Here is a 23269-nt window from a genome sequence, read left to right as displayed (position 1 = left end):
CAAGGAGACCCCGCATGTGCGGAATCGCAGGCTTCGTCGCGCCCTCGCTCCACGCCGGGGCCACGCCGGAGGTCATGACCTCGATGCTGTCGCTCATCCGTCACCGTGGGCCGGACGAGGCGGGCTACTACCTGGACGACGGCATCGCCATGGGCACAGCACGGCTGTCTGTGGTCGACCTCGCCATGGGCGCCCAGCCGATGGCCGACCCGACGGAACGCTACTGGATCTGCTTCAACGGCGAGTTGTACAACCACATCGAACTGCGCGAGGAACTGCGAGGGCTCGGCCGCCGGTTCCGTACTCGCTCCGACACAGAGGTATTCCTGCAGGCATGGGCCCAATGGGGGCCCGCGTGTCTGCCCCGATTCAACGGCGCGTTCGCGGTCGCGATCCGGGACGTGAGGTCGGGAGACCTGTTCCTGGCACGTGACAGATACGGCAAGAGGCCGCTCTTCTACGTCGACCGTGAGGGCTGCGGAGCCCAGGGGGGCAGGAACGGAGAATTCCTCTTCGCCTCCGAGATGAAGGCGTTCCGTGCGTTCCCGGGGTTCCGTTTCGAGCTCGACCCCCGCGAACTCGCCTCCACCTTCGCGGTATGGACGCCGTTGCCCGACCGGACCCCCTTCCAGCACATCCGCCAGCTCCCGATGGGGAGTTACCTGACCGTCCGAGGCGGGCGGGCGGTCCTGAACGACTACGCGGAGCTCGAACTCGACGTACCGCCGTTCACCGGTTCTGAACGGGAAGCCGCCGCACTGGTCCGTGACGCCCTCCGTGAGAGCGTCGAGATGCGGCTGAGGAGTGACGTCGAGGTCGGTGTCTATCTGAGCGGCGGCCTCGACTCCTCCATCGTGACCAAGCTGACGACCGACCTCTCCTCGCACGAGGTCCGCACGTTCTCCGTGGAGTTCGACGACGCGGTATTCGACGAGTCGAGCAGTCAGCAGATCGTTGCCTCGCACCTCGGGACCCGTCACTCGTCCATTGCCGTGTCGAGTGCCGATATCGCCGCGAACTTTCCGTCTGCCGTGTATCACGCGGAAGTGCCCTCGTTCCGCGCCGCGTTCGTCCCCATGTTTCTCCTGTCCCGCCACGCGCGGGACGCCGGAATCAAAGTGATTCTCAGCGGTGAGGGTGCCGATGAGGCGTTCCTCGGGTACTCACTCTTCCGCGAGACGCTACTGCGCGCTTCATGGAGCGAACTGTCGGACGACGAGCGGATGGGCAGGCTCGGCAGCCTCCACCCGGAGCTGAGCCACTTCGGCCCCGCGAACCGGGCGCGGCTGAAGGGCCTCTTCGAGCAGTTCGCCGTAGAACGGCTGCCTGGTCTCTTCTCCCACGAACTCCGCTACCAGAACGGCCGTTTCGCCGCACGTCTGCTGAGGCGACGTGATGAACCGTTCGCGGACCTCATAGCCTTGACGGACGCGACGCCCGGCTACGCGGCGCTGAGCCCGGTCCGTAAGGCACAGTGGCTCGAATTCAAGACGCTGCTGCCCGGCTATCTCCTCTCCACCCAGGGGGAGCGCATGAGCCTCGCCCACGGGGTCGAGAACCGGTGCCCGTTCCTCGACCCCGCGGTCGTTCGCACGGCGGCGTCCGTCAATCTGCGCTTCGACGACGGTTTCGACGAGAAGGCCATCCTCAAGAAAGCGTTCTGGGGTGAGCTGCCTGAATCGAGTCTCACTCGGCGGAAGCAGCCGTACCGTGCGCCGGGAGCGGCCGTCTTCAAGGAACAGCGGCCCGACTACCTGGAACTCCTCCTCTCAGAAGCGGAGTTGGAGAAGATCGGATGCGTCGATCCGGTGTTCGCCCGGAAGCTCGTCAAGAAGATCATGGCCACGCCTACCGGTGAGATCAGTACGAAGGAGGACCAGGCCTTCGTCTACCTGCTCTCGACCGCGGTCCTCAACCAGCAGTTCGTGCTCGGACAGGGAATGCCCGAGCACTCGGCCGAGCAGGCTGACTTCAAGGTGGACACCATCATTGATCAGCGGAAAGCACGGGGATCGAAGCAGCCCGGTCACGACGTCCCCTCTGCAGGAGGAACCCGATGAGTACGTTCGAACCGGCGCCCGCGACGGATGATGTCGCGATCATCGGGCTCGCTCTGCGGTTCCCCGGCGCGGAAACACTGGAAGAGCTCGGCGGACATCTCGTCGCGGGCCGGTCGCTCATCTCGGAAGTTCCGCCGGAACGCTGGTCGAAGGACCGCTATTTCGGCGATCCGAGGCGCGGGGCCCAGAAGACGAACAGCATCTGGGGAGGCTTCGTCGAACATGCCGACTGCTTCGATGCCGAGTTCTTCAACATATCGCCGCGCGAGGCCGAGACCATGGACCCCCAGCAGCGCATGGCACTCGAACTCGCCTGGCGGGCGATCGAGAACGCCGGCTATGCGGCGAGCGCTCTCGCCGGTACGGAAACGGGTGTCTTCATGGGCGTCTGCCATGCGGACTACGCGGAAATGATGGAACGTGAAGGAGCAAGGACGGACGTCTATTTCCCCACCGGAACGGCCTACTCGATCATTGCGAACCGGATCTCCTACTATTTCGACTTGCAGGGCCCGAGTATCACCAATGACACGGCATGTTCGAGTTCGCTCGTGTCGGTGCACGAAGCGGTACGCGCGCTGTGCAACGGCGAGTGCGGTGTCGCCCTGGCCGGCGGAGTCAACCTGATCTGGTCGCCGAAGCACTTCGTCGCGTTCAGCCAGGCGAGCATGTTGTCCCGCACCGGTCGTGCGAGCGCCTTCGACCAGAGTGCCGACGGCTACGTCCGCGGTGAAGGCGGAGCAGTGCTCCTCCTGAAGCCCCTCGCACGGGCCGTCGCGGACGGCGATCCCATTCACGCGGTCATCAAGGGAGCCGCCACGAACCACGGTGGCCGGACGAATTCCCTCACCGTCACCAATCCGACAGCACAGGCGAATCTGATCGAGGGACTTTACACCCGCGCCGGAATCCGGCCGGAATCCGTTACCTATATCGAAGCGCACGGCCCCGGAACACCCGTCGGCGACCCGATCGAGATCATGGCTCTGAAGGGAGCCTTCCGGAACCTGCACGCGGCACAGGGCACCGTCGCCCAACCGGCGAGCTGCGGAATCGGCTCCGTCAAAACCAATATCGGACATCTCGAAGGTGCCGCCGGGGTTGCCGGCATCGCCAAGGTGATCAGCTCGCTGGCACTCCGGATGCTGCCCGCGAACGTCAACTTCCAGAATCAGAACAGGCTCATCAAGCTCGAGGACAGCCCGTTCCACGTCATCCGCGACACCCAGCCCTGGCCCGCGCCGACCCCGGGAACGGACGGAAGGATCCGGCCACGGCGGGCCGGGGTGAGTTCGTTCGGATTCGGTGGCACGAACGCGCATGTCGTGCTTGAGGAACATCTCACCGATGAAGCCGGTGAAGCCGGTGCAGGGGCGCAGGACGCGCCGGTCCGGGGCCCGCAGTTCCTGCCGCTCTCCGCGAAGACGCCGGACCGGCTGCGCGCAGTCGCGGGCAACCTGCTCACCCACCTGCGCGAGCACCCCTCGCAGGCGCTCGCCGACATCGCGTACACCCTGCGGGTCGGCCGTGAGCCCATGCCCGTCCGGGTCGTGTTCGCTGTCGCGGACCGAGCCGAACTCGAACTGTTGCTAAGGGAGTTCATGGACGGCGCCCGCGCGGAGGGCGAACTCCACCTGGGCGGGACAGCACGGGGCGCAACGGAGGAGATCGCGGCGCTGAGGGCGGCAGGGACACGCTGGGTACAGGGCGGGGCGCTGGACTGGGCGGATCAGCCCGGTCACGGCGCACCCCGGCCACGCCCACGGCGGGTGCGGCTGCCCGGGTATCCCTTCGCCCGCGAACGGCACTGGTTCAGCGTTCCGCAGCAGGGCGTCGAGGCAGGCACGACGCCGTCGGTAGTGCACGCAACTACCGCCGCACACCCACTCGTTCACTCTGATACCTCTGGTCCCGCCGGTCACCGGTACAGCTCGACGTTCACCGGAGAGGAGCCGTTTCTCGCCTCGCACGTGGTGGGCGGTGCCCGCGTGCTGCCGGCGGCGGCTCACGTCGAGATGGTCCGTGCCGCGGCCGTGCGTGCGATGGGGCCCGACGCGGCGGAGCCGGCGGTCGTCCGGCTCCGCAACGTCGCATGGCCGCGTCCGCTCGTCGTACGGGACGCGCCGGTCGAGGCCAGTGTCCGGCTCACCCCGCAGGACGGCGGCGCCCTCGCCTTCGAGGTCTCCACCGGCACGGACCCGGCCGTCGTCCACAGCTCGGGAGTTGTCGAGGCCGACGGGTCGCGGGAGCCGGACCGAGTCGATCTCGCCGCGCTGCTGGCGGCCTGCCCCGGGGAGCGCAGCCCGGTGGACGTGTACGCGGCGTTCCGCGACCGAGGGCTGGAGTACGGACCGGCCATGCGCGGGATCGAGGAGCTCCGGCTGGGGACACGGGAGCTGATCGCCCGTATCGGGAAGCCCGCTGCCGGTGAGGCGGCGGACGCCGGATACGTCCTGCCCCCGAGCGTGCTCGACGCCGCGCTCCAGTCCTCGCTCGTGCTCCTGGCGGAGACATCGCGTGAGCCGGCCGACGGCCCGGCACTGCCCTTCGCGTTCGAGGAACTCACGGTCTACGGCGCCTGTGTGTCGGAGACATGGGCGTGGGTACGGCGCCGCGAAGGACACAGCACGCTCGACGTGTTCGACATCGATCTCTGCGACTCCGCGGGCGTGGTGCGTGTCAGCCTGCGCGGGCTGGTCCAGCGGACGCACGGGGCGAAGTCCGGACGCGGGACCGGCGCGGACATCGTCACCGCCGCCGTTCCCTGGGTGCGGACGCCCCTCGACGTACCGGAGGACCGGGCAACGGCCTTCCCGTCCGTGCGCGGGTACCTCGGCGGACGAGCCGCCGTACACGCCACCGTCGTGGAAGACACGACCGGCTTCACCGTCACCCCCCTTCCCGATGTCGCGCCCGGTCGTGTCGCCGACGGTGTCGAGGCCGTGGTGGACCTGGCCTTCCGGCACGCCGCGGAGCTGGTGAGGTCGAAGCCCCAGGGGCCGCACCGGTTCGTCGTCCTGGCGGACGACCGGTTGCCACGGCACTACCACGCGCCGCTCACCGGTCTGTTCAGGACCGTCGTCCTGGAGAACCCCCGCGTCACGGGCCGTGTCGTACGCGTCGCGGAACTCGACACCGCATCACCGGAGCGGATCGCGGACATCCTGCGGGCCGAGGCGGCCGACCGGTCGGCCGACTGCGAGATCCGTTACGGGGCCGACGGCACCCGTCACGCGGCACGGCCCGTGGAATTGCGCCTGGGCGAAGGAGCGGAGATCCCGCCGCTGAAGGAGGGCGGGGTCTACTGGATCACGGGCGGCCTCGGCGGCCTGGGGCTGCATGTCGCACGGTACTTCGGGCGGTGTGCGGGCGTCGTCGTCGTCCTGAGCGGCCGGTCGGCGCCCGGAGCCGCGAGCGGGACGGCCCTGCGCGTGCTGCGGGAAGCGGGGGTCGCGGCCCACTACCTCCCCGTCGACGTGGGTGCGAAGGACGACGTGGACCGTGCGGTACGCACCATCACACGGGACCACGGAGCGATCGACGGCATCGTCCACGCGGCGGGCGTCCTCCGCGACGCGTACCTCTACACCAAGGACCCCTCGGACGTCCTGGCGGTGCTGGAGCCGAAGGTCGACGGCGTACTCAACCTCGACGCCGCCACGCGAGGCCTCGCGCTCGACTTCTTCGTAGCCTTCTCCTCGGTGGCGGGCGTGTTCGGCAGCTCCGGGCAGTCCGACTACGCGGCGGCCAACGCCTTCCTGGACGCCTTCGTCCACCATCGCCGCGCGCTGGTGGACATCGGCGAGCGGAGCGGCAGGACGTCGGCCGTCAGCTGGCCGCTGTGGGCCGACGGCGGGATGTCCATGGACGCCGTGACGCGGGAGGCGATGCTCCGGGACCGGGGCTGGGAGCCCCTCCCGACGGAGGACGGTCTCCGGGTACTCGGCGGCGTACTGCGCGACGGCCCCGCCCACACCGTGGTGGCGTACGGCGCCGCCGCGACGCTCACGGCCGCCGCCCCGCCCCCGGTAGCACCCCGTGCCGTACCCGTGGACACCACACCCGTGGAGCCCGTCGCCTCCATCACGGAGGAAGACCTGACGGAGCGTACGACGGCTCTGCTGCGCCGCATCGTGGGCGGGGTGCTGCACCGCGACCCGCTGACGCTGGACGAGACGGTCAACCTCGTCGATTACGGGATCGACTCGCTCGCCATCCTGGAGACGACCGCGTCGCTCGAAGTGTTCCTCGGCCCGCTGTCCAAGACGATCTTCTTCGAGTACACGACCATCGAGGGTGTCGCAGGTCACCTCGTCGCGGAACACCGTGACAAGCTGCGCGCGATCACCAGCGCCGGAGACCCGCCGCCCGCAGCCGTTCCGGCCGCAGTCGTTCCGGCCGGCAAGAACGACGCAGCCGGGAAGAACGACGCGGCCGGCAAGGACGACGCGCCTGCCCCCGTCGCACCCGCACCGTCGGCTCCTGACACCCGCAGCACGCCCGCCGCCCATGACCGGTCCGCCGCACCCGGGCCGCGCGACGACCACCACGACATCGCGATCATCGGCATCTCCGGGACCTACCCCGGAGCCGACACCCTCGGCGAACTCTGGGCCGTGCTCGGCGAAGGCCGTCACGAGTTCCGTGAAGTACCCCGCGAGCGCTGGGACCACGACGCGGTCTACAGCCGCGACCGCAGCGTCCTCGGCAAGAGCTCCATCCGCACCGGAACCTTCCTCCGGGACATCGAGACGTTCGACCCCCGCTACTTCCGCATCTCCAAACGCGATGCGGAGAACATGTCGCCCGAGGTCCGCCTGTTCCTGCAGACGGGCGTAGAGGCGCTCGAAGACGCCGGATACTCGCGCGAGACGATCCAGCGGCAGTACGACGGAGATGTCGGCGTACTCGCCGGTTCCATGAGCAACCACTACGGCCTGTACGGATTCCAGAACGGTCTGACGCGCGGTTCCCCGGCAAGCGGCAGCTACACGGCGACGCTGCCCAACATGCTCTCGTACTTCTACGGATTCACCGGTCCCTCGATCTTCGTGGACACGATGTGCTCCGGCTCCTCGACCTGCGTGCACCAGGCCGTGCAGATGCTCCGGGCCGGGGAATGCCGGATGGCGGTCGCGGGCGGGGTGAACCTGCTCCTCCACCCGTACAACCTCATCAGCTCGTCACAGGAGCACTTCACGACGGCGACCTCCGATGTGATCCGGAGCTTCGGCCTGGGCGCGGACGGGACCATTCTCGGGGAGGGTGTCGGCGCCCTCGTCCTCAAGCCGCTCGTCGAGGCCGAGCGCGACGGCGACCACGTGTACGCCGTCATCAAGGGAACGGCCCTCGCCAACGCGGGGGTGCGCAACGGGTTCACCGTCCCCAGCCCCCGTATGCAGGCGCGGGCGATCGAGAAGGCGATCGACGACGCGGGAGTCGATCCGCGGACCATCAGCTACGTGGAAGCACACGGCTCCGGGACGTCGCTGGGCGACCCGATCGAAGTGAAGGCCCTGACCACGGCCTTTCAGAAGTACACGCAGGACACCGAGTTCTGCGCGATCGGCTCCGTCAAGTCGAACCTGGGACACCTGCTGCACGCTGCCGGAATGATCGGTATCGCCAAGGTCGTCCTCCAGTTCCAGAAGGGGAAACTCGCACCCTCGCTGCACAGTTCGGTGACCAATCCGGACATCGACTTCTCCCGTACACCGTTCCGGCTTCAGCGGCAGCTCGCCTCATGGGAACCCGCGGTGACCACGGTGGAGGGACGCCGGATCACCCATCCCCGCCGGGCGGGAATCACTTCGATCGGCGCGGGCGGGATGAACTCGCACATCATCCTGGAGGAGTACCCGCAACCCGACCGCGATCCGTACGGCGCACAGGACGGGCGCGAGGAACTCTTCGTGTTCTCCGCGATGAACGAATCGGTCCTGGAAACATGGCTCACCCGATTCCGCGACTACCTGGCCGCCGGAGCAGAGCCGGACCCCGCGGCGATCGCGTTCACACTCCGCGTCGGCAAGAACGAACTCCCGCACCGCTGGGCGTTCCTCGCCAGGACCACGGGGGAAGCCGTCGCCGCCGTCGACCGCTATCTGGCGGGGGACCGGGACCTCGGTGCGGCGCTCGCGCCCGGTGGCCCGCGGACCGAGGGCGTACGGAAGCTCGCGACCACCTGGGTGGGCGGCCGGAGCGTCGACTGGCGCGGCGCCGACGGGGGAGCACGCACGCCCCGGCGGGTCCCTCTCCCCGCGTACCCCTTCGAGCGCGTGCGCTGCTGGGTCACCCCGGAGGAGGGCGCGCCGTCCGTGATCGCGCCGCTCGCGCTGCGCGACAAGCTCCACCCGTTCCTCGGCCGGAACGAGTCGGACGCAGACGGGCTGCGGTACGTGCTCGACGTGCACCTGGACGATCTCCTCGACTACGGCTGCACCTCGGGGGAGCGGCAGGACAAGAAGCGCGGTGTGGTCCCGACGTTCGCCATCGACCTGGCGATCGCCGCCACGAAGGTCTCCGGATTCGCCGACGGGTCGGTCGTGCGCCGGCTCCGCCTCCTGGGCCCGGTCAGCTGGACGACCGCCGCCCGCCTGGTGACGGTCTTCGACGCCTCCGACGGGAAGCGGGCCTCCGGACTCGTGTTCGCTCAGGACGCGGCGGGGACCCGGACGCCCGTAGCGTCGTTCGACGTGCCTGCTGGCGAGGACGACCGTACGCCGCTGTCCGGCCACCTCCGCTCGGCCGACTTCGCGGGAATCGCGGCCGATGTGCTGGCGCCCGACCGGGCAGAGCTGCTCGCCCCGGCGGAATTCCTCGCGGGACTCGCGGAGGGCGGAATCGGATACGTGCCGGAATTCAGCGGCACAGAGAGCGCATTCCGGCTGCGCGACGGGCGATTGGTGCTCAAGGTCGGCACCCCCGAACTCCAGCGGGACCATGTGAAGCCGCATGTCACCCTCGCTCCGCACGTCCTCGCCGCCATCGCTCAGGGCCTCCAGTCCGAAGCGAAGCGGCAGGGCTCACCGGACTGGGCACGGACCGCGCCCCACCGGATCGACGAGATCCGGCTCTTCACCGCCGGGAGCGGTGGGGGCCTCCCGGTCGCGTACGTCGTCCTCGACGTGACTGCCGACGGAGAAGGCCTCGGCGGGTCCGTCGGCCTGCTGGACCGGCACGGCCAGGTGGTCGGTGTGCTCTCCGACATGTGGTGCGGCGACGACGAAGGACCGCGAAAGGACCCGGATGTGAGCGCACGAGCGGTGGACGGAGCCGAAGCAGCGGACCGGGGGACACCGGGGGAGGACAGCGACGGCGTCATCTCCTTCGCCGTGGACGAGCTGCGTGAGATGGCGGGCGGCATTCTCAAGTTCGAGCGGAGCGAACTCGACGCCCGTACCGGCTTCGACGCCTTCGGCTTCGACTCGATCTCGCTCGTCGCCCTCTCGAAGCAGGTGCGCGAGCGGTTCGGTATCGATCTGACCCCTGCGGTCTTCTTCGATCGCAATACGTTCGACTCGCTGGGCAGGCACCTGTTCGCAGAGCACGAAGGCCCGCTGCGCGCGGCGTACGAACGCTCCCTCCCGCCGGACCCCGCCGGGGAGCCCGCCCCGATTCCTGGGAACCGGTCCCCCGGAGAGACGACTGGAAACGCTGGAGCGACGACCGGGGCTCCTGACACCGTGCCGGCCGGCGCACACCGCCCGGCGCCGGCGGACTCGCCCCTGCCGGTGGCCGTCATCGGAGCCGCGGGCCGATTCCCCGGCTCACCCGACCTGGACGCGTACTGGGCGAACCTGGCCGCCGGGACCGACAACGTCACGGCCTTCCCCCTCGACCGCTACGACGCGGCCTACGCGCGAATCGCGGAAGCAGCCGAGTTCCCGCACCATGCGGGCGTCCTCGACGACGTCGACGCGTTCGACGCCGCCTTCTTCCGCATCCTGCCGCGCGAGGCCGAGCTGATGGACCCCCAGCACCGGCTGGCGCTCCAGACGGTCTGGAACGCGATCGAGCACAGCGGCTACGCCCCGTCCGGCCTGCCGGCGGACACCGGGCTGTTCTTCGGTGTCTCCGGGACCGACTACGCGACCCTGCTCGCCGCCCACGGCGCCCCGCCGGACGCTTTCACCTCCACGGGCAACGCCCACTCCATGCTCGCCAACCGCATCTCGTACGTACTCGACATCCACGGCCCGAGCCAGCCCGTCGACACGGCCTGCTCCAGCTCGCTCGTCGCCGTCCACCGGGCCGTGGAGGCCATCCGCTCCGGGGCGTGCGACGCCGCGGTAGCGGGCGGGGTGAACCTCCTGCTCAGTGTCGACACCTTCGTCAGCGCCGGGCGGGCCGGCATGCTGAGTCCGGACGGACGCTGCAAGACCTTCGCGAGCGACGCGAACGGATACGTACGCGGCGAGGGCGTCGGCGCCGTCGTACTGAAGCCCCTCGCCGACGCGGAGCGCGACGGCGACGCGATCCTCGCCGTGATCGTCGGGACCGCGGAGAACCACGGCGGACGGGCGAACTCCCTCACGGCGCCGAACGGTACCGCGCAGGCGGACCTCGTGGTGCGGGCGATGGGCGGCATCGACCCCCGCACGATCGGCTATGTGGAGGCCCACGGAACCGGCACGGCCCTGGGCGACCCCGTCGAGGTGCGGGCGCTGCAGACCGCGTTCCGGAAGTTGGGCAGCGACACCCCTGCCACCTGCGGTCTCGGCTCCGTGAAGACCAACATCGGTCATCTGGAAGCCGCCGCAGGTATCGCCGGGCTGCTCAAGATGGTCCTCGCGATGGAACACGGCACCCTCCCGCAGAGCCTGCACTGCGACCGGATCAACCCCTACATCCAGCTCGATGGCAGCCCGTTCCGCATCGTGCGCGCCAACGAACCGTGGGAGCGGCCCCGCGACCGTGACGGTGACCTCGCGCCGCGGCGGGCGGGCGTCAGCAGCTTCGGATTCGGCGGCGCCAACTGCCACGTCGTCATCGAGGAGTACCCGGAGCAGGGCGCGGACACGGGTCCGGCACAGGACGCGGACGACCCCGGGAGCCCGGTCGCCGTACCCCTCTCCGCGCGTACGGCGCAGCAACTGCGCGAGCGGGCGCAGAACCTGCTCGCCTACCTGGAGGACACACCCCGTCCCGCCCCGCTCCGTTCCATCGGGTGGACGCTCCAGACCGGACGCGAAGCCATGGCTGAACGGGTCGGCTGGGTCGTCTCCTCCCACCGGGAACTCGGCGAGAAACTAAGGGAGTTCATCAGCGGCCCGGCGAGCGGCCCGGCGAGCGGCCCGGCGAGCGGCCCGGCGAGCGGCCCGGCGAGCGGCCCGCAGCGCGGCGCCCGGCCGGCGCAGGACGGCCTCGCCGACGCGGTCGCGCGTTGGAGCGGAGGGGAGGAGGTCGACTGGCGGCGGCTGTACGGGGCTACCGGTTCGGCTCTGCCGAGGCGCGCGCACCTGCCCACGTACCCGTTCGCACGCGACAGGTACTGGCTCCCCGGCAGTGCTGAGAAGGCCAACAGCGCTGCTGCGCAACGCCCTTCGGTCGGTACGACGCTGTTCGCGCCCCGCTGGACGCCGAAGCCCGCGTCGCGGGACCTGGCCGGCCGGACCCCGTACACACGTCATGTCGTGATCCTCTGCGGGGTGCCGGCGGCCGTGCGGGACAGCGTGGAACGCCGCCTGCCGGGTGTGCACTGCCACACCGTCACGACCGACAAGCGGCGCCCGGAGACCCGCTTCACCGACCTCTCACGTCAGGTCTTCGAGATCGTCCGGGTGCTCGCCGGGCAGGCGCACGACGGCGCCACCCTCGTACAGGTCGTGACACCGGCGGACGGTGACGATGCGGCCGGGCCGGCGCTCGCGGGACTTCTGCGCACGACGGCGCTCGAATCCCCGCACATCGCCGGGCAGGTCCTCGCTCTGGACGGCGAGCGCGACGCGGCCGGCATCGCGGCGATCGTCCAGGAGAACGCCGGACACGCGGACGACGCTCTCGTTCTCCACCGGGGCACGGAGCGCGCGGTGCGGACCTGGGTGCCCGTGGCTGCCGACAGTACGGGCACGCCCTGGCGCTCGGGAGGTGTGTACCTGATCACCGGAGGCGCCGGCGGCATCGGCGCCGTCATCGCCCGCCGGATCGCACGGGACGCCGTACGCCCGACGCTCGTCCTCGTCGGACGCTCGGCACCGGATGCCCGGACCGCCCAACTGCTCGCCGAGCTGCGGGAAGCCGGTGCGGTGGCCCGGTACGCCGTCGCGGACGTCTCCCGCTGGGAGGAGGTACGCCACCTCGTCGCGCGCGTCGGTGAGGAGTCCGGCCCGATCCACGGGATCGTGCACGCCGCAGGCGTGATCCACGACGCGTACCTCACGAACAAGACGGCAGAGGAGTGGGACAAGGTCCTCGCCCCGAAGGTCGACGGCGTGGTGCACCTGGACCGGGCCACGGCGCACATGCCCATCGAGTCCTTCCTCGTCTTCTCGTCCGGAGCGGCAGTCACCGGAAATCCCGGTCAGTCCGACTACGCCACGGCCAACGGCTTTCTCGGCGAGTACGCCGCCCGCCGCAACACGCGCGTCGCGGCGGGCGAGCGGTCCGGGCGTACGGTCGCCATCGCGTGGCCGCTCTGGAAGGACGGCGGAATGGCGGTCGACGACGCGACCCGCGCGTACCTCCGGCGCACCCGCGGTCTCGTGCCGATGGAGTCGGACGAAGGACTCGAAGCCCTCCTGAACGCCTGGCGGTCGGGCGAGGCCGGCGAGGACCAGATCTGGGTGCACCACGGCGAGACGGCCGAGCCCGCATCCGTGCCCCCGCCCGCCGCTGCCCCTCCCGCCGCTGCCCCACCCGCATCGGAGACGGCTGCATCGGAGACGGCCGACGGGCGGCCGGACCGGGAGACACTCCGGTCGGTCGTGGAAATCTTCGCCCGGGTCACGAAGGTCCCCCTCCACGACATCGACGCCGACCGGCCGCTCGATGACCTGGCCCTCGACTCGGTCATGGTCGTGCAACTCAACAGGGAGCTGTCCTCCGTGTACGGCGAGGTCCCGACGACGCTCTTCTACGAATTCCCCACGCTGCGCGCCGTCGCCGGAAAACTCGCCGGGACACCCACCCCACCCACTCCCGGCGAGCGCGCCGCGGTCCAGGTACCGGCGGCGCGCCACACACCCCGGACCGCCGCTGCTCCCGGCCCGACCCCGCCGGACGACGCCATCGCGATCATCGGGATGAGCGGGCGCTATCCGCAGGCCGAGAACACCGACGAGTTCTGGGCGAACCTCACCGCGGGACGCGACTCCATCACGGAGATCCCGCCCGACCGGTGGCCGCTGGACGGCTTCTACGAGCCGGACCGCGCCACAGCCGTCGCCACCGGGCGCAGCTACAGCAAGTGGGGAGGATTCCTGCGGGACTTCGACGCGTTCGATCCGCACTTCTTCCGGATCGCACCGCGTGACGCCTACGCGATGGACCCGCAGGAACGCCTCTTCCTCCAGGCCTCCTGGGAGGTGATCGAAGACGCGGGTTACACCCGCGAGGAGCTGGCCCGACGCCATCAGCGGCGCGTGGGTGTCTTCGCCGGTGTGACCAAGTCCGGCCACGCACGGCACGGCGCGGCCCGGCTGCCGACCGGTGAAACGGTCGTGCCCTCGCTCTCCTTCGCCTCGCTCAGCGCCCGTACCTCGTACGCCCTCGACCTCCGTGGCCCCAGCCTGACGATCGACACGATGTGCTCCTCCTCGCTCACGGCGATCCACGAAGCCTGCGAGCACCTGCGCCGGGGCTCCTGCGAGCTGGCCGTCGCGGGCGGGGTGAACCTGTATCTGCACCCTTCCGACTACGTCGAGTTGTGCCGCTCCACCATGCTGTCCTCGCAGGCCCGGGTGCGGAGCTTCGGCAGCGGTGGTGACGGGTTCGTGCCCGGCGAGGGTGTGGGCGCCGTACTGCTGAAACCCCTTGCGCGCGCTCTCGCGGACGGTGACCAGGTCCTCGCGGTGGTCCGCGGGACGAGCATCAACCACGGCGGGCGGTCCCACGGCTATACGGTGCCGAGCCCGACCGCCCAGGCGGAACTGATCCGCGACGCGCTGACCCGGGCCGGGGTTCCGGCGCGGGAGGTGAGCTACGTCGAGGCGCACGGCACGGGCACGGAACTGGGCGACCCGATCGAGGTGCAGGGTCTCTCGCTCGCCTTCGAAGGGTCCACGGACGAGCGGCAGTTCTGCGCGATCGGCTCCGTGAAGTCGGCGATCGGACATCTGGAGGCCGCCGCGGGGATCGCCGGGGTGACCAAGGCCGTACTGCAGCTCCGGCACCGCACGCTCGTACCGAGCCTGCACGCGGAGGAGTTGAACCCCGGCATCAGGTTCGAGGAGACGCCGTTCTTCGTCCAGCGGACGCTCGCACCGTGGGAGTCGCAGACACCACGGATCGCGGCGGTCTCCTCCTTCGGGGCAGGCGGCTCGAACGCCCATGTGATCCTTGAGGAGTACGTGCCGGACCCCGTCCCGGACCGGCCGGCGTCCGGTGAGGGCGAGCAGCTCGTCGTCCTCTCCGCGCGGACACCGGAGCGGTTGCGGCACTCCGCCGCGCGTCTGGTGGCGTTCCTCGAACGCGCGGAGACGGCGCGGGGAGCGGTCGGCCTGGCGGATCTCGCCTTCACCCTCCAGGTCGGACGTGAGGCGATGAAGGAGCGCCTGGCGGTGACCGTCGCCTCACTGCCCGAGCTCCTGCGGGTACTGCGCGGTTACGCGGAGAGCGGGGACGGGGCGGGTACCCCTGGTCTCCATCGGGGCAGCGCCGGGCAAGGCCTGGGCGTCGTCGCCGAGATCTCGGCCGACGACGACCTCCGGGAACTCCTGGTCGACCGCTGGGTCCGGAAGGGGAAGCTCGACAAGCTGGCCGCGCTCTGGGTGGACGGAGTGGAGCTGGACTGGCGGCGGACGCACCGAGCTGCGTCGCCCCGCCGGATATCCCTGCCGACGTACCCGTTCGCGCGGGACCGCTTCTGGATCGGGGACCTGGAGCCGGTCCGGGAGACGGCGCCCGGTGCGGCTCCGGCCACCGCCGCACCGCAGCCCGAAAAGGCCGCGCCGCAGTCCGAAAAGGCCGGGCCGCACGTCACGCCCGACGCCGCGTCGGACCCCGCGCACGACTTCACGTCCGACGCCGCACTCGATGTCACACGTGAGGAACGGGTCGCCCGCACCGTACGCGCGACGATCGCGGACGTACTGGTCATGCCGCCGGACGAGGTCGACGGCGGGCTCGCGTTCGCCGACTACGGGCTCGACTCCATCCTCGCGGTCCGTCTCGTCCATCTGCTGAACGAGACCCTCCGGCTCGACCTGTCGACCGGAGTCGTCTTCGACCACAGCTCCGCCGACCGTCTCGTCGCGCACCTGCTCGCGGAGTACGCCGACATCGACGCCGCCGCCCCGGAGCCGGCCGCCACCGAGACACGTCCGCGGACCACGCCCGACACCCTTCGCGCGGACCGGCCCGCGGCCCACGCGCCGATCGCCATCGTCGGGATGAGCGGACGGTTCCCCGGATCCGACAGCCTGGACGACCTCTGGACGCATCTCGCGAACGGCGACGACCTCATCACGGAAGCGACCCGCTGGGATCTCGCGGACACCGGCGCCGACGGCTCCGCGCGCTGCACACAGGGCGGATTCCTCCACGGGATCGACCGGTTCGACCCGCTGTTCTTCGGCATCTCGGGTGTCGAGGCCGCCGCCATGGATCCCCAGCAGCGCCTGCTCCTGGAGGAGGCGTGGAAGGCGCTGGAGGACGCGGGGTACGCCGGCCGGCAGCTGGGCGAGACCCGCTGTGGCGTGTACGTGGGCTGCTACAAGGGCGACTACCAGGAGGTCGTCGGGGACGACGCGCCCGCCCAGGCGTTCTGGGGGAACATGGCGTCCCTCATCCCGGCCCGCGTCTCCTACTTCCTCGATCTGAAGGGTCCCGCGCTGGCGGTCGACACCTCCTGCTCCAGCTCGCTCGTCGCGATCGACCTGGCGTGCCGGGGACTCTGGTCGGGCGAGACGGAGATGGCGCTGGCGGGCGGTGTCTTCGTCCAGTCGACGCCCCGCCTCTACGAGTTGGCCGGCGGCGCCGGAATGCTCTCCGCCACGGGACGCTGCCACACCTTCGACCACCGCGCCGACGGCTTCGTACCGGGCGAGGGCGTCGGTGTCCTGGTCCTCAAGCGGCTCGACGACGCCGTCGCCGACGGGGACCACATCCACGGCGTGATCCGTGCCACCGGCAGTAACCACGACGGGGCGACCAACGGCATCACGGCGCCCAGTTCCGTCTCGCAGGAGCGTCTGCTCCGCGACACCTACGAGTCCTTCGGCATCGACGTCGAGTCCATCCGCCTCGTGGAGGCGCACGGCACGGGCACCCCGCTCGGCGATCCCATCGAATTCTCGGCGCTCAGCCGCGCGTTCCGGGCCGGGACGGAGAAGACCGGCTACTGCGCGCTGGGTTCGGTCAAGACGAACCTCGGGCACACCCAGTTCGCAGCAGGAGTCGCGGGGGTGTTCAAGATCCTCCTCTCGATGCGGCACCAGCAGATCCCGGCCTCACTCCACTTCGAGAAGCCGAACCCCGCCGTCGGTCTCGAAGACAGCCCCTTCTACCTGAGTACGCGCAGCCACTGTTGGGAGGCACCGGCCGACGGCGGACCGCGCCGCGGCGCGGTCAGCTCCTTCGGCGCGAGCGGCACCAACGCGCACCTCGTCATCGAGGAGGCGCCTCCCACTGCCCGTGCCCGCGCTCGTACACCACGTCCCGCGTATCTCGTGGTCCTCTCCGCGCACTCACGTGAACAGCTGGTTCAGCAGATGGCCCGGCTGGCGGAGCACTGCCGTCGCGCGGACCTCCCGGACCTGGGCGACCTCGCCTACACGCTCGCCGTCGGCAGGGACCGGTTCGCCCACAGGTTCGCCTGCGTGGCGGCGGACCGCACGGAGCTGCTCCGGATCCTCGGCGAAGGGCTCGACGGAGCAAGGGCGTTCACCGGCCGTGCGGTGCCGGCGCGCAAGGGCGCCACGGGTGCGGGCACGGAGAAGAGCCATGGCGAGGCATGCCTGCACCGCTGCGCACACCCGACGGGTTCCGACACGGATACCGCCACGTACCGCGCGAACCTCACCGCCCTCGCCGGGTACTTCGCACAGGGGGTCGACCTGGACTACGGGGCAGCGTTCGCAGGAGAGGCCCATCTCCGGGTCCCGCTGCCGACCTACCCGTTCGCCGGAGAGAGCCACTGGGCCGGGCCGCCGCCCTTGTCACCTCTGCCTGTCACCACCCTGAGCCGGCCGGTCCCGGACCATCCGCTGATCCACCGGTCGTCGGTGGTGGAGGGCGCTCCCGGCACACTGCGGGCCTCGACGGTGTTCAAGGGCGACGAAGCCGTCCTCCGCGATCACACGGTGCGCGGGCAGCGGGTCCTGCCGGGCGCCGCCCACCTCGAAATGGCACGGGAGGCGGCGGCGCGCGTGTGGGGCACCGGGGCGAAAACGCCCCTGCTGATACGCGACATGACCTGGGTACGGCCGGTCGCCTTCGACGGCGCGCCCCTGAGCGTCGATGTCCTGGTACGGCCGGCGGAGGGCGAAGAACTCACCTTCGAGATCGCCTCGAAGACCGGTCGGGACACCGCTCCGGTCGTGTTCTCCACCGGGCGCATCGCGCCCTCCGGCACGACCCGTCCCGACCGCGTCGACCTTGCGTCGCTCCGTGCGAGGTGCGTGACAGCCGTATCCGCGGAACGCGTCCGTGCGGCGCTCGCGGCGATGGGCATCGTCCACGGGCCTTCTCTCCGCGCTGTCCGCGAGGCACACGTCGGTACCGGCACCGTCCTGGCACGGCTCGACCTGCCGGCGGAGACCGACCCCGCAGAGGCCGGGTACGTCCTGCCCCCGGCGCTGCTGGATTCGGCCATCCAGTCCTCGATCGCGCTGCAACTCGCCGACGGCGGGGCCTCCGTGGAGACCGTGGTGCCGTTCGCGCTCGACCGGTTCGAACTCTTCGCCCCCTGCACGGCCTCGATGTGGGCCGTCGTCCGTGTCGCGGACGGCGCGGAGCCGGCGACCGCGCTGAGCCGGCTCGACGTGGATCTCGTCGACGGCGACGGGGAGGTCTGTGTCCGGATGACCGGCTACACCTCGCGCCGGGCGAAGGAAACGGCACCCGCACTGTTCGCACCGGTCTGGGAGCCCGTGTCCGAGCGCACCTCCGGCGCCGCCGCCCTGCCGCCCACGGAGCAGGTCCTCGTGGTGGGAGGGAGCAGCGGGCAGCGGTCCGCACTCGCCCGCCAGTACCCGCGGGCCACGATGTGGGACCTCGCGCCGGGTGCGTCGACGGACGAGATCACGTCCCGGCTCCGGGACCTGACGCCGGTCGGCCACCTTCTCTGGATCGCGCCCGGTGCGGCGCCGGAGGACCAGGGGGCGCTCCTGCCGACCGACGCCGCCGGCTTCACCGCGGCCCAGGAGGACGGCGTCATCGCGGCCTTCCGCATGATCAAGGCCCTCGTCCGCACCGGACACGACGCACGTCCGCTCACCGTGACCCTGGTGACGCGCAGCGCCCTGGCCACCTACGACACCGAGCCGACGGCACCTGCCCACGCCGGGCTGCACGGCCTCTTCGGGTCGCTCGGGCAGGAGTACGCGAACTGGTCGGTCCGCCGCACGGACCTCGACACTGCCGACCTGCCCGAGGACCTGGCGGCACTCCCGGACCGCCCGGAGAGCGACACCCTGGTGCGCCGCGCGGGCCAGTGGCTGGTCCGGCGCTGGGCTCCGTGCCGGCCCGGGACCGTACAGCGGGACGCGTACCGGGAAGGCGGCGTCTATGTCGTGATCGGAGGTGCCGGCGGGCTCGGCACCGTATGGACCCGGCATGTCGTCCAGCGCTACGGCGCCCACGTGATCTGGATCGGGCGGCGCCCGCAGGACGCGTCGATCGAAGCGAAACTCAGCACCTGCACCGGACGCGGCAGTGTGCGCTACCTCTCCGCCGACGCTGCGGACCCCGCGTCGCTGCGTGCCGCCTACGAGGAGGTCGGGCGGCACCATCCGCGGATCCACGGCGTCGTCCAGGCGGCGCTCGTCCTGCGGGACCAGAGCCTGGCGCGCATGGACGAAGCGACGCTGCGCTCCTGCCTGACCGCCAAGATCGACGTCAGCGTGGCCATGGCAGAGGTCTTCGCGGACGAGACCCTGGACTTCGTCCTCTTCTTCTCGTCCGTCCAGTCGTTCACGACCGCTGCGGGGCAGAGCAACTACGCAGCCGGATGCACCTTCAGCGACGCCTACGCCCCATTCCTCGCCCGGCACCGGGACTGCCCGGTGAAGGTGATGAACTGGGGGTGGTGGGGGAGCGTCGGCAGCGCCTCGACCGCACTCCACCGGGAACGCATGGCACGCTGGGGCCTCCTCTCGATCGAGCCGCCCGAGGCGATGGAGGCACTCGACACGCTGCTCAGCGGGCCGCAGCCTCAACTGAGCTTCATCAAGGTGCAGAAGCCCGAAGCCATCGCGGGCATCGACGTGGCGACGCGGCTCACGGTCCACGGAAGGGCGCGGTCCCGCATCACGCCCGCCGCCGTCGTGGCAGCCACCAGGGAGCCGTCCGCATGGGAGGCGATGCGCGCGATCGCAGCATGGCGCCGGAGCGAACGCGATCCGCTCCTCGCGCGCATGGTCCACGGACACCTGGCAGCGCTCGGCGCCCTGCGCGACCCCGGCACTCCGCCGACCCACGGCGACATCGCCCGGCTGCGCCGGCGTGCCGGAATCCTGGAGCGGTACGACATCTGGCTCGACCACGCGCTCCGCATCGTGCCGCCGTCGGCCCCGCCGCTGGACGTCCTCGACAGAGAGTGGGACGAGCGCCGCGCCCAGTGGTCCACGGATCCGGACAAGGCAGCAGAACTCGCTCTGCTCGATGCCACACTCAGGAAGCTGCCGGACATCCTCACCGGCAGGACCAGGCCCACCGACATCCTGTTCCCGCGCGGTTCCGTCGCGCTCGTCGAAGGCACGTACCGCAACAACCGCGTGGCCGACATGTACAACCGCGCCATGACGGACACCGCAGCCGCCATCGTCGCGGAGCGGCTGCGCCTGGATCCGTCCGCGCGCCTGCGCATCCTGGAGATCGGCGCGGGTACCGGCGGCACGAGCGCCGGGATGTTCGCCGCGCTGCGCCCGTTCCAGGACCACATCGAGACCTACACGTACACCGACCTCTCGAAGGCGTTCCTGAACCACGCCAGGACCGAGTACGGACCGGAGGTTCCGTACCTCGCCTACGCCCGCTTCGACGCGGAACAGCCGCTCGCCGGGCAGGGGGTGGAGAGCGGGAGCTACGACCTGGTCATCGCCGCCAACGTGCTGCACGCGACGCGCGACACCCGGAACACCATCCGCAACGCGAAGGCGGCGCTGCGCGACGGGGGGTGGCTCCTGCTGAACGAACTGGCGGCGTTCGACGTCTCCAGCCACCTCACGTTCGGACTCCTGGAGGGCTGGTGGCTCTTCGAGGACCACGCGCTGCGGGTACCCGGTTCGCCCGCGCTGTCGGCCGCGAACTGGCGGGAGGTGCTGGTCAGCGAAGGCTTCTCCTCCGTCGTCCCCGTGCTGCCCCGGACACTTGAGCTCGGGCAGCAGATCATCGCCGCGGAGAGCGACGGGATCGTCCGGCAGGCAGTGGCCCCGCCGTCGCACCGCGAAACCGCTGCTCCGCGAGCGCTCCCGGAGCCCCCGGCGGAGGCCACCGCACCCCCGCGCCCCCGCCCCGCCCCGGCACGGCCCCCGGCCGGCGGCGGGACAGCCGGTGCCTCCGGCGCCGACGCGGAGAACCGGGCCGGCGCCATGGCCGGATACCTCAGGGACCAGGCCGCGCAGACCCTCGGTATTCCGCCGGACAGGATCGCGCTCTCCGCGCCGCTCAGCGACTACGGGATGGACTCCATCCTCGTCCTCCAGCTCACCACCGCGCTGCGTGAGGACCTCGGAGAGGTTCCGTCCACCCTGCTCTTCGACGCCGAGTCCGTCGAGGAACTCACCGACCACTTCATGGCGGCCGGCGGCCCCCGGGTGGACGCCCTCCTGGCACGCCTGAACCCCGCGGCAGCGGAAACACCTGCCCCCGGCACCGCGTTCGGGCCGCCGGAGTCGTCCGCGCATCCCGCCACGGCGCCGGCACAGCCCATCGCCGCGCTCTTCCGCGCGGCGGTGCGGACGGGCACCCCGGAGCAGGCCGGTGACCTGCTGTCGATCGCCGCCCGGCTCCGGCCGTCCTCCGCGACCGGAGCGGGGCCGGAGCCGGAAACCCTGCGGTTGTCGGACGGCGATCAGGAACCGGCCCTGGTCTGCCTGCCTTCCCTCATCGCCCCCACCGGGGCCCACCAGTACGTGAAGTTCGCAGCCGCACTCCGTGGCCGCCGCGAGGTGTGGACGGTCTCCGTCCCCGGTTACGGCGCCGGTGAGCCGCTTCCGGTGAGCCTGGAAGCGGCTGCGGACCGGCTGGCCGGGACGCTGCTCCGACGGTTCGATGGCCGGCCGTTCGCGCTCGCCGCCTACTCCTCCGGAGGGTGGCCCGCCCACGAGCTGGTACGACACCTGGAGAAGGCCGGTGCTCCGCCCGCCGCTCTGGTGCTGCTCGATACCCTCCAGTCGGCCGGAACCGCCATGATCCAGGGAATGTCGGTGCTCACGCGACGGCTGATCGACCGGTTCCCCCAACTGCCCGTCCTCGACGATCAGCTCACGGCGATGGCGTGGTATGCGCAGTTGCTCGAAGGCTGGCGCCCGCTGCCCGTGACCACCCCGACCCTCCTGGTGAGCGCCGCGGAGGACAAGACCCTGCTCGAACTGCTCGGCGACGACGCGCGCGCCGGCTGGCCGCTGGATCACCGACGGACGGAGGTGGCGGGGGACCACTTCTCCATGCTTGAGGAGTACGCGGAGCCGACCGCACTCGCCGTTCACGGGTGGCTCCGCGAACACTGCGCCTCCCGGCAGCAGTTCTGAGAACGAGATGCGACCCGCTCGGCAGGAATCCGGCTCCCCACGCCCTGACCACCACGAAACGCAGAAGAGGCATCATGAATCATTCGGCCGGCCCGTGCGTGCGTCCCGACGCCCAGGCGAAATCGCGTACCCGGCCGGAACGGGCCACGCATCAGAAGCTCTCCGGGTGGGCGCGATGAGCGATCGACTGGGCTTCAGCCTGACGCAATTGCGGTACTTCGTGGTATCCGCCGAGCTCGGCAACATATCGGAGGCGGCAGAGAAGCTGTGCGCCTCGCAGTCGACGGTCTCCTCCGCTGTGATGAGGCTGGAACGCCAACTCGGTGTGCAACTGCTTCTCCGTCATCACGCCCGCGGTGTCACCCTGACCCCGAGCGGCCGTCACCTGCTGAGGGAGGCGCGCGCGCTGCTGGGGCAGGCCAGAAACCTCAAGGCCCAGGGCGACGCCCTGGCAGGCCACACGGCCGGCCGGCTGGACGTCGGCATCTTCTTCTCGATCGCCCCCTTCCTGCTGCCCCTGGTCTGCCGGATCGCCGCCGAGCGGTACACGGCCCTGCAGTTGAACGTTCATGAGGCATCGGAACGGCTGTTGGAGCTGCTGCGGGACGGCCGGTGCGAATTGGCTGTGACGTACGACTTCCTGTCGGGCGGAGCCAGGTTCCACCCTCTGGTCCAGCTCCCTGTTCATGCCCTGCTGGCGGATGACGACCCGATCGGCATGACCGGCTCGATCGGTCTGGACGAGCTGGCCGCTCGACCGCTCGTCACCCTGAACGTTCCAGCTGTTCTCCACCATTTCGAGACGATGTTCGCCACTGCGGGCGTCCGTATGCCACAAGTGATCACGACGACGAGTCCGGAGACGATGCGCGGACTGGTGGCCGCGGGTTCCGGGTTCGCGTTGATGTATCAACGCGCCGCCCATGCCAGGACTTTGGACGGCGGGAAAGTCCGACCGGTCGAGATCGCGGGAGAAGTGCCTCCTTCGTCCCTCGGCGTGGCGATGATGCCCGATCTGAACCTCAGCAGCCGGGGCAGAGCTTTCCTGGAAGTGCTGGGCTCCGCGGTTTCGATCAGCGGCGAAGTGCATTCGATTGCGTGATACGGGCGTTCCGCGGATGCGGCCGGCAGTTCATG

3 protein-coding genes are annotated in these 23269 nt (G+C 70.5%); all 3 read left to right on the top strand.

What is annotated here, in order from left to right; translation table 11 throughout:
- Positions 1–14: 14 nt before the first annotated feature.
- Complete coding sequence (asnB, locus tag NBY69_RS15025; RefSeq protein WP_250301409.1) at positions 15–2060, top strand: asparagine synthase (glutamine-hydrolyzing); 2046 nt, start codon at positions 15–17, stop codon at positions 2058–2060.
- The gene (locus tag NBY69_RS15020) at positions 2057–22132 is read left to right on the top strand and encodes an SDR family NAD(P)-dependent oxidoreductase (protein WP_250301408.1); all 20076 of its coding nucleotides are present in this window, start codon (positions 2057–2059) and stop codon (positions 22130–22132) included. Before asnB ends, NBY69_RS15020 begins: the two co-directional genes overlap by 4 nt.
- A gap of 175 nt (positions 22133–22307) precedes the next feature.
- Complete coding sequence (locus tag NBY69_RS15015; protein ID WP_250301407.1) at positions 22308–23234, top strand: LysR family transcriptional regulator; 927 nt, start codon at positions 22308–22310, stop codon at positions 23232–23234.
- Positions 23235–23269 lie beyond the last annotated feature (35 nt).

The organism is Streptomyces sp. A 4/2 (assembly GCF_940670765.1).
GTDB lineage: Bacteria > Actinomycetota > Actinomycetes > Streptomycetales > Streptomycetaceae > Streptomyces.
This window is presented reverse-complemented; position numbering and strand designations above follow the sequence as displayed.

Coding starts and splice junctions, on each gene's coding strand:
- NBY69_RS15015 (WP_250301407.1), top strand. CDS start 22,308: ATGAGCGATCGACTGGGCTTCAGCCTGACGCAATTGCGGTACTTCGTG.
- NBY69_RS15020 (WP_250301408.1), top strand. CDS start 2,057: ATGAGTACGTTCGAACCGGCGCCCGCGACGGATGATGTCGCGATCATC.
- asnB (WP_250301409.1), top strand. CDS start 15: ATGTGCGGAATCGCAGGCTTCGTCGCGCCCTCGCTCCACGCCGGGGCC.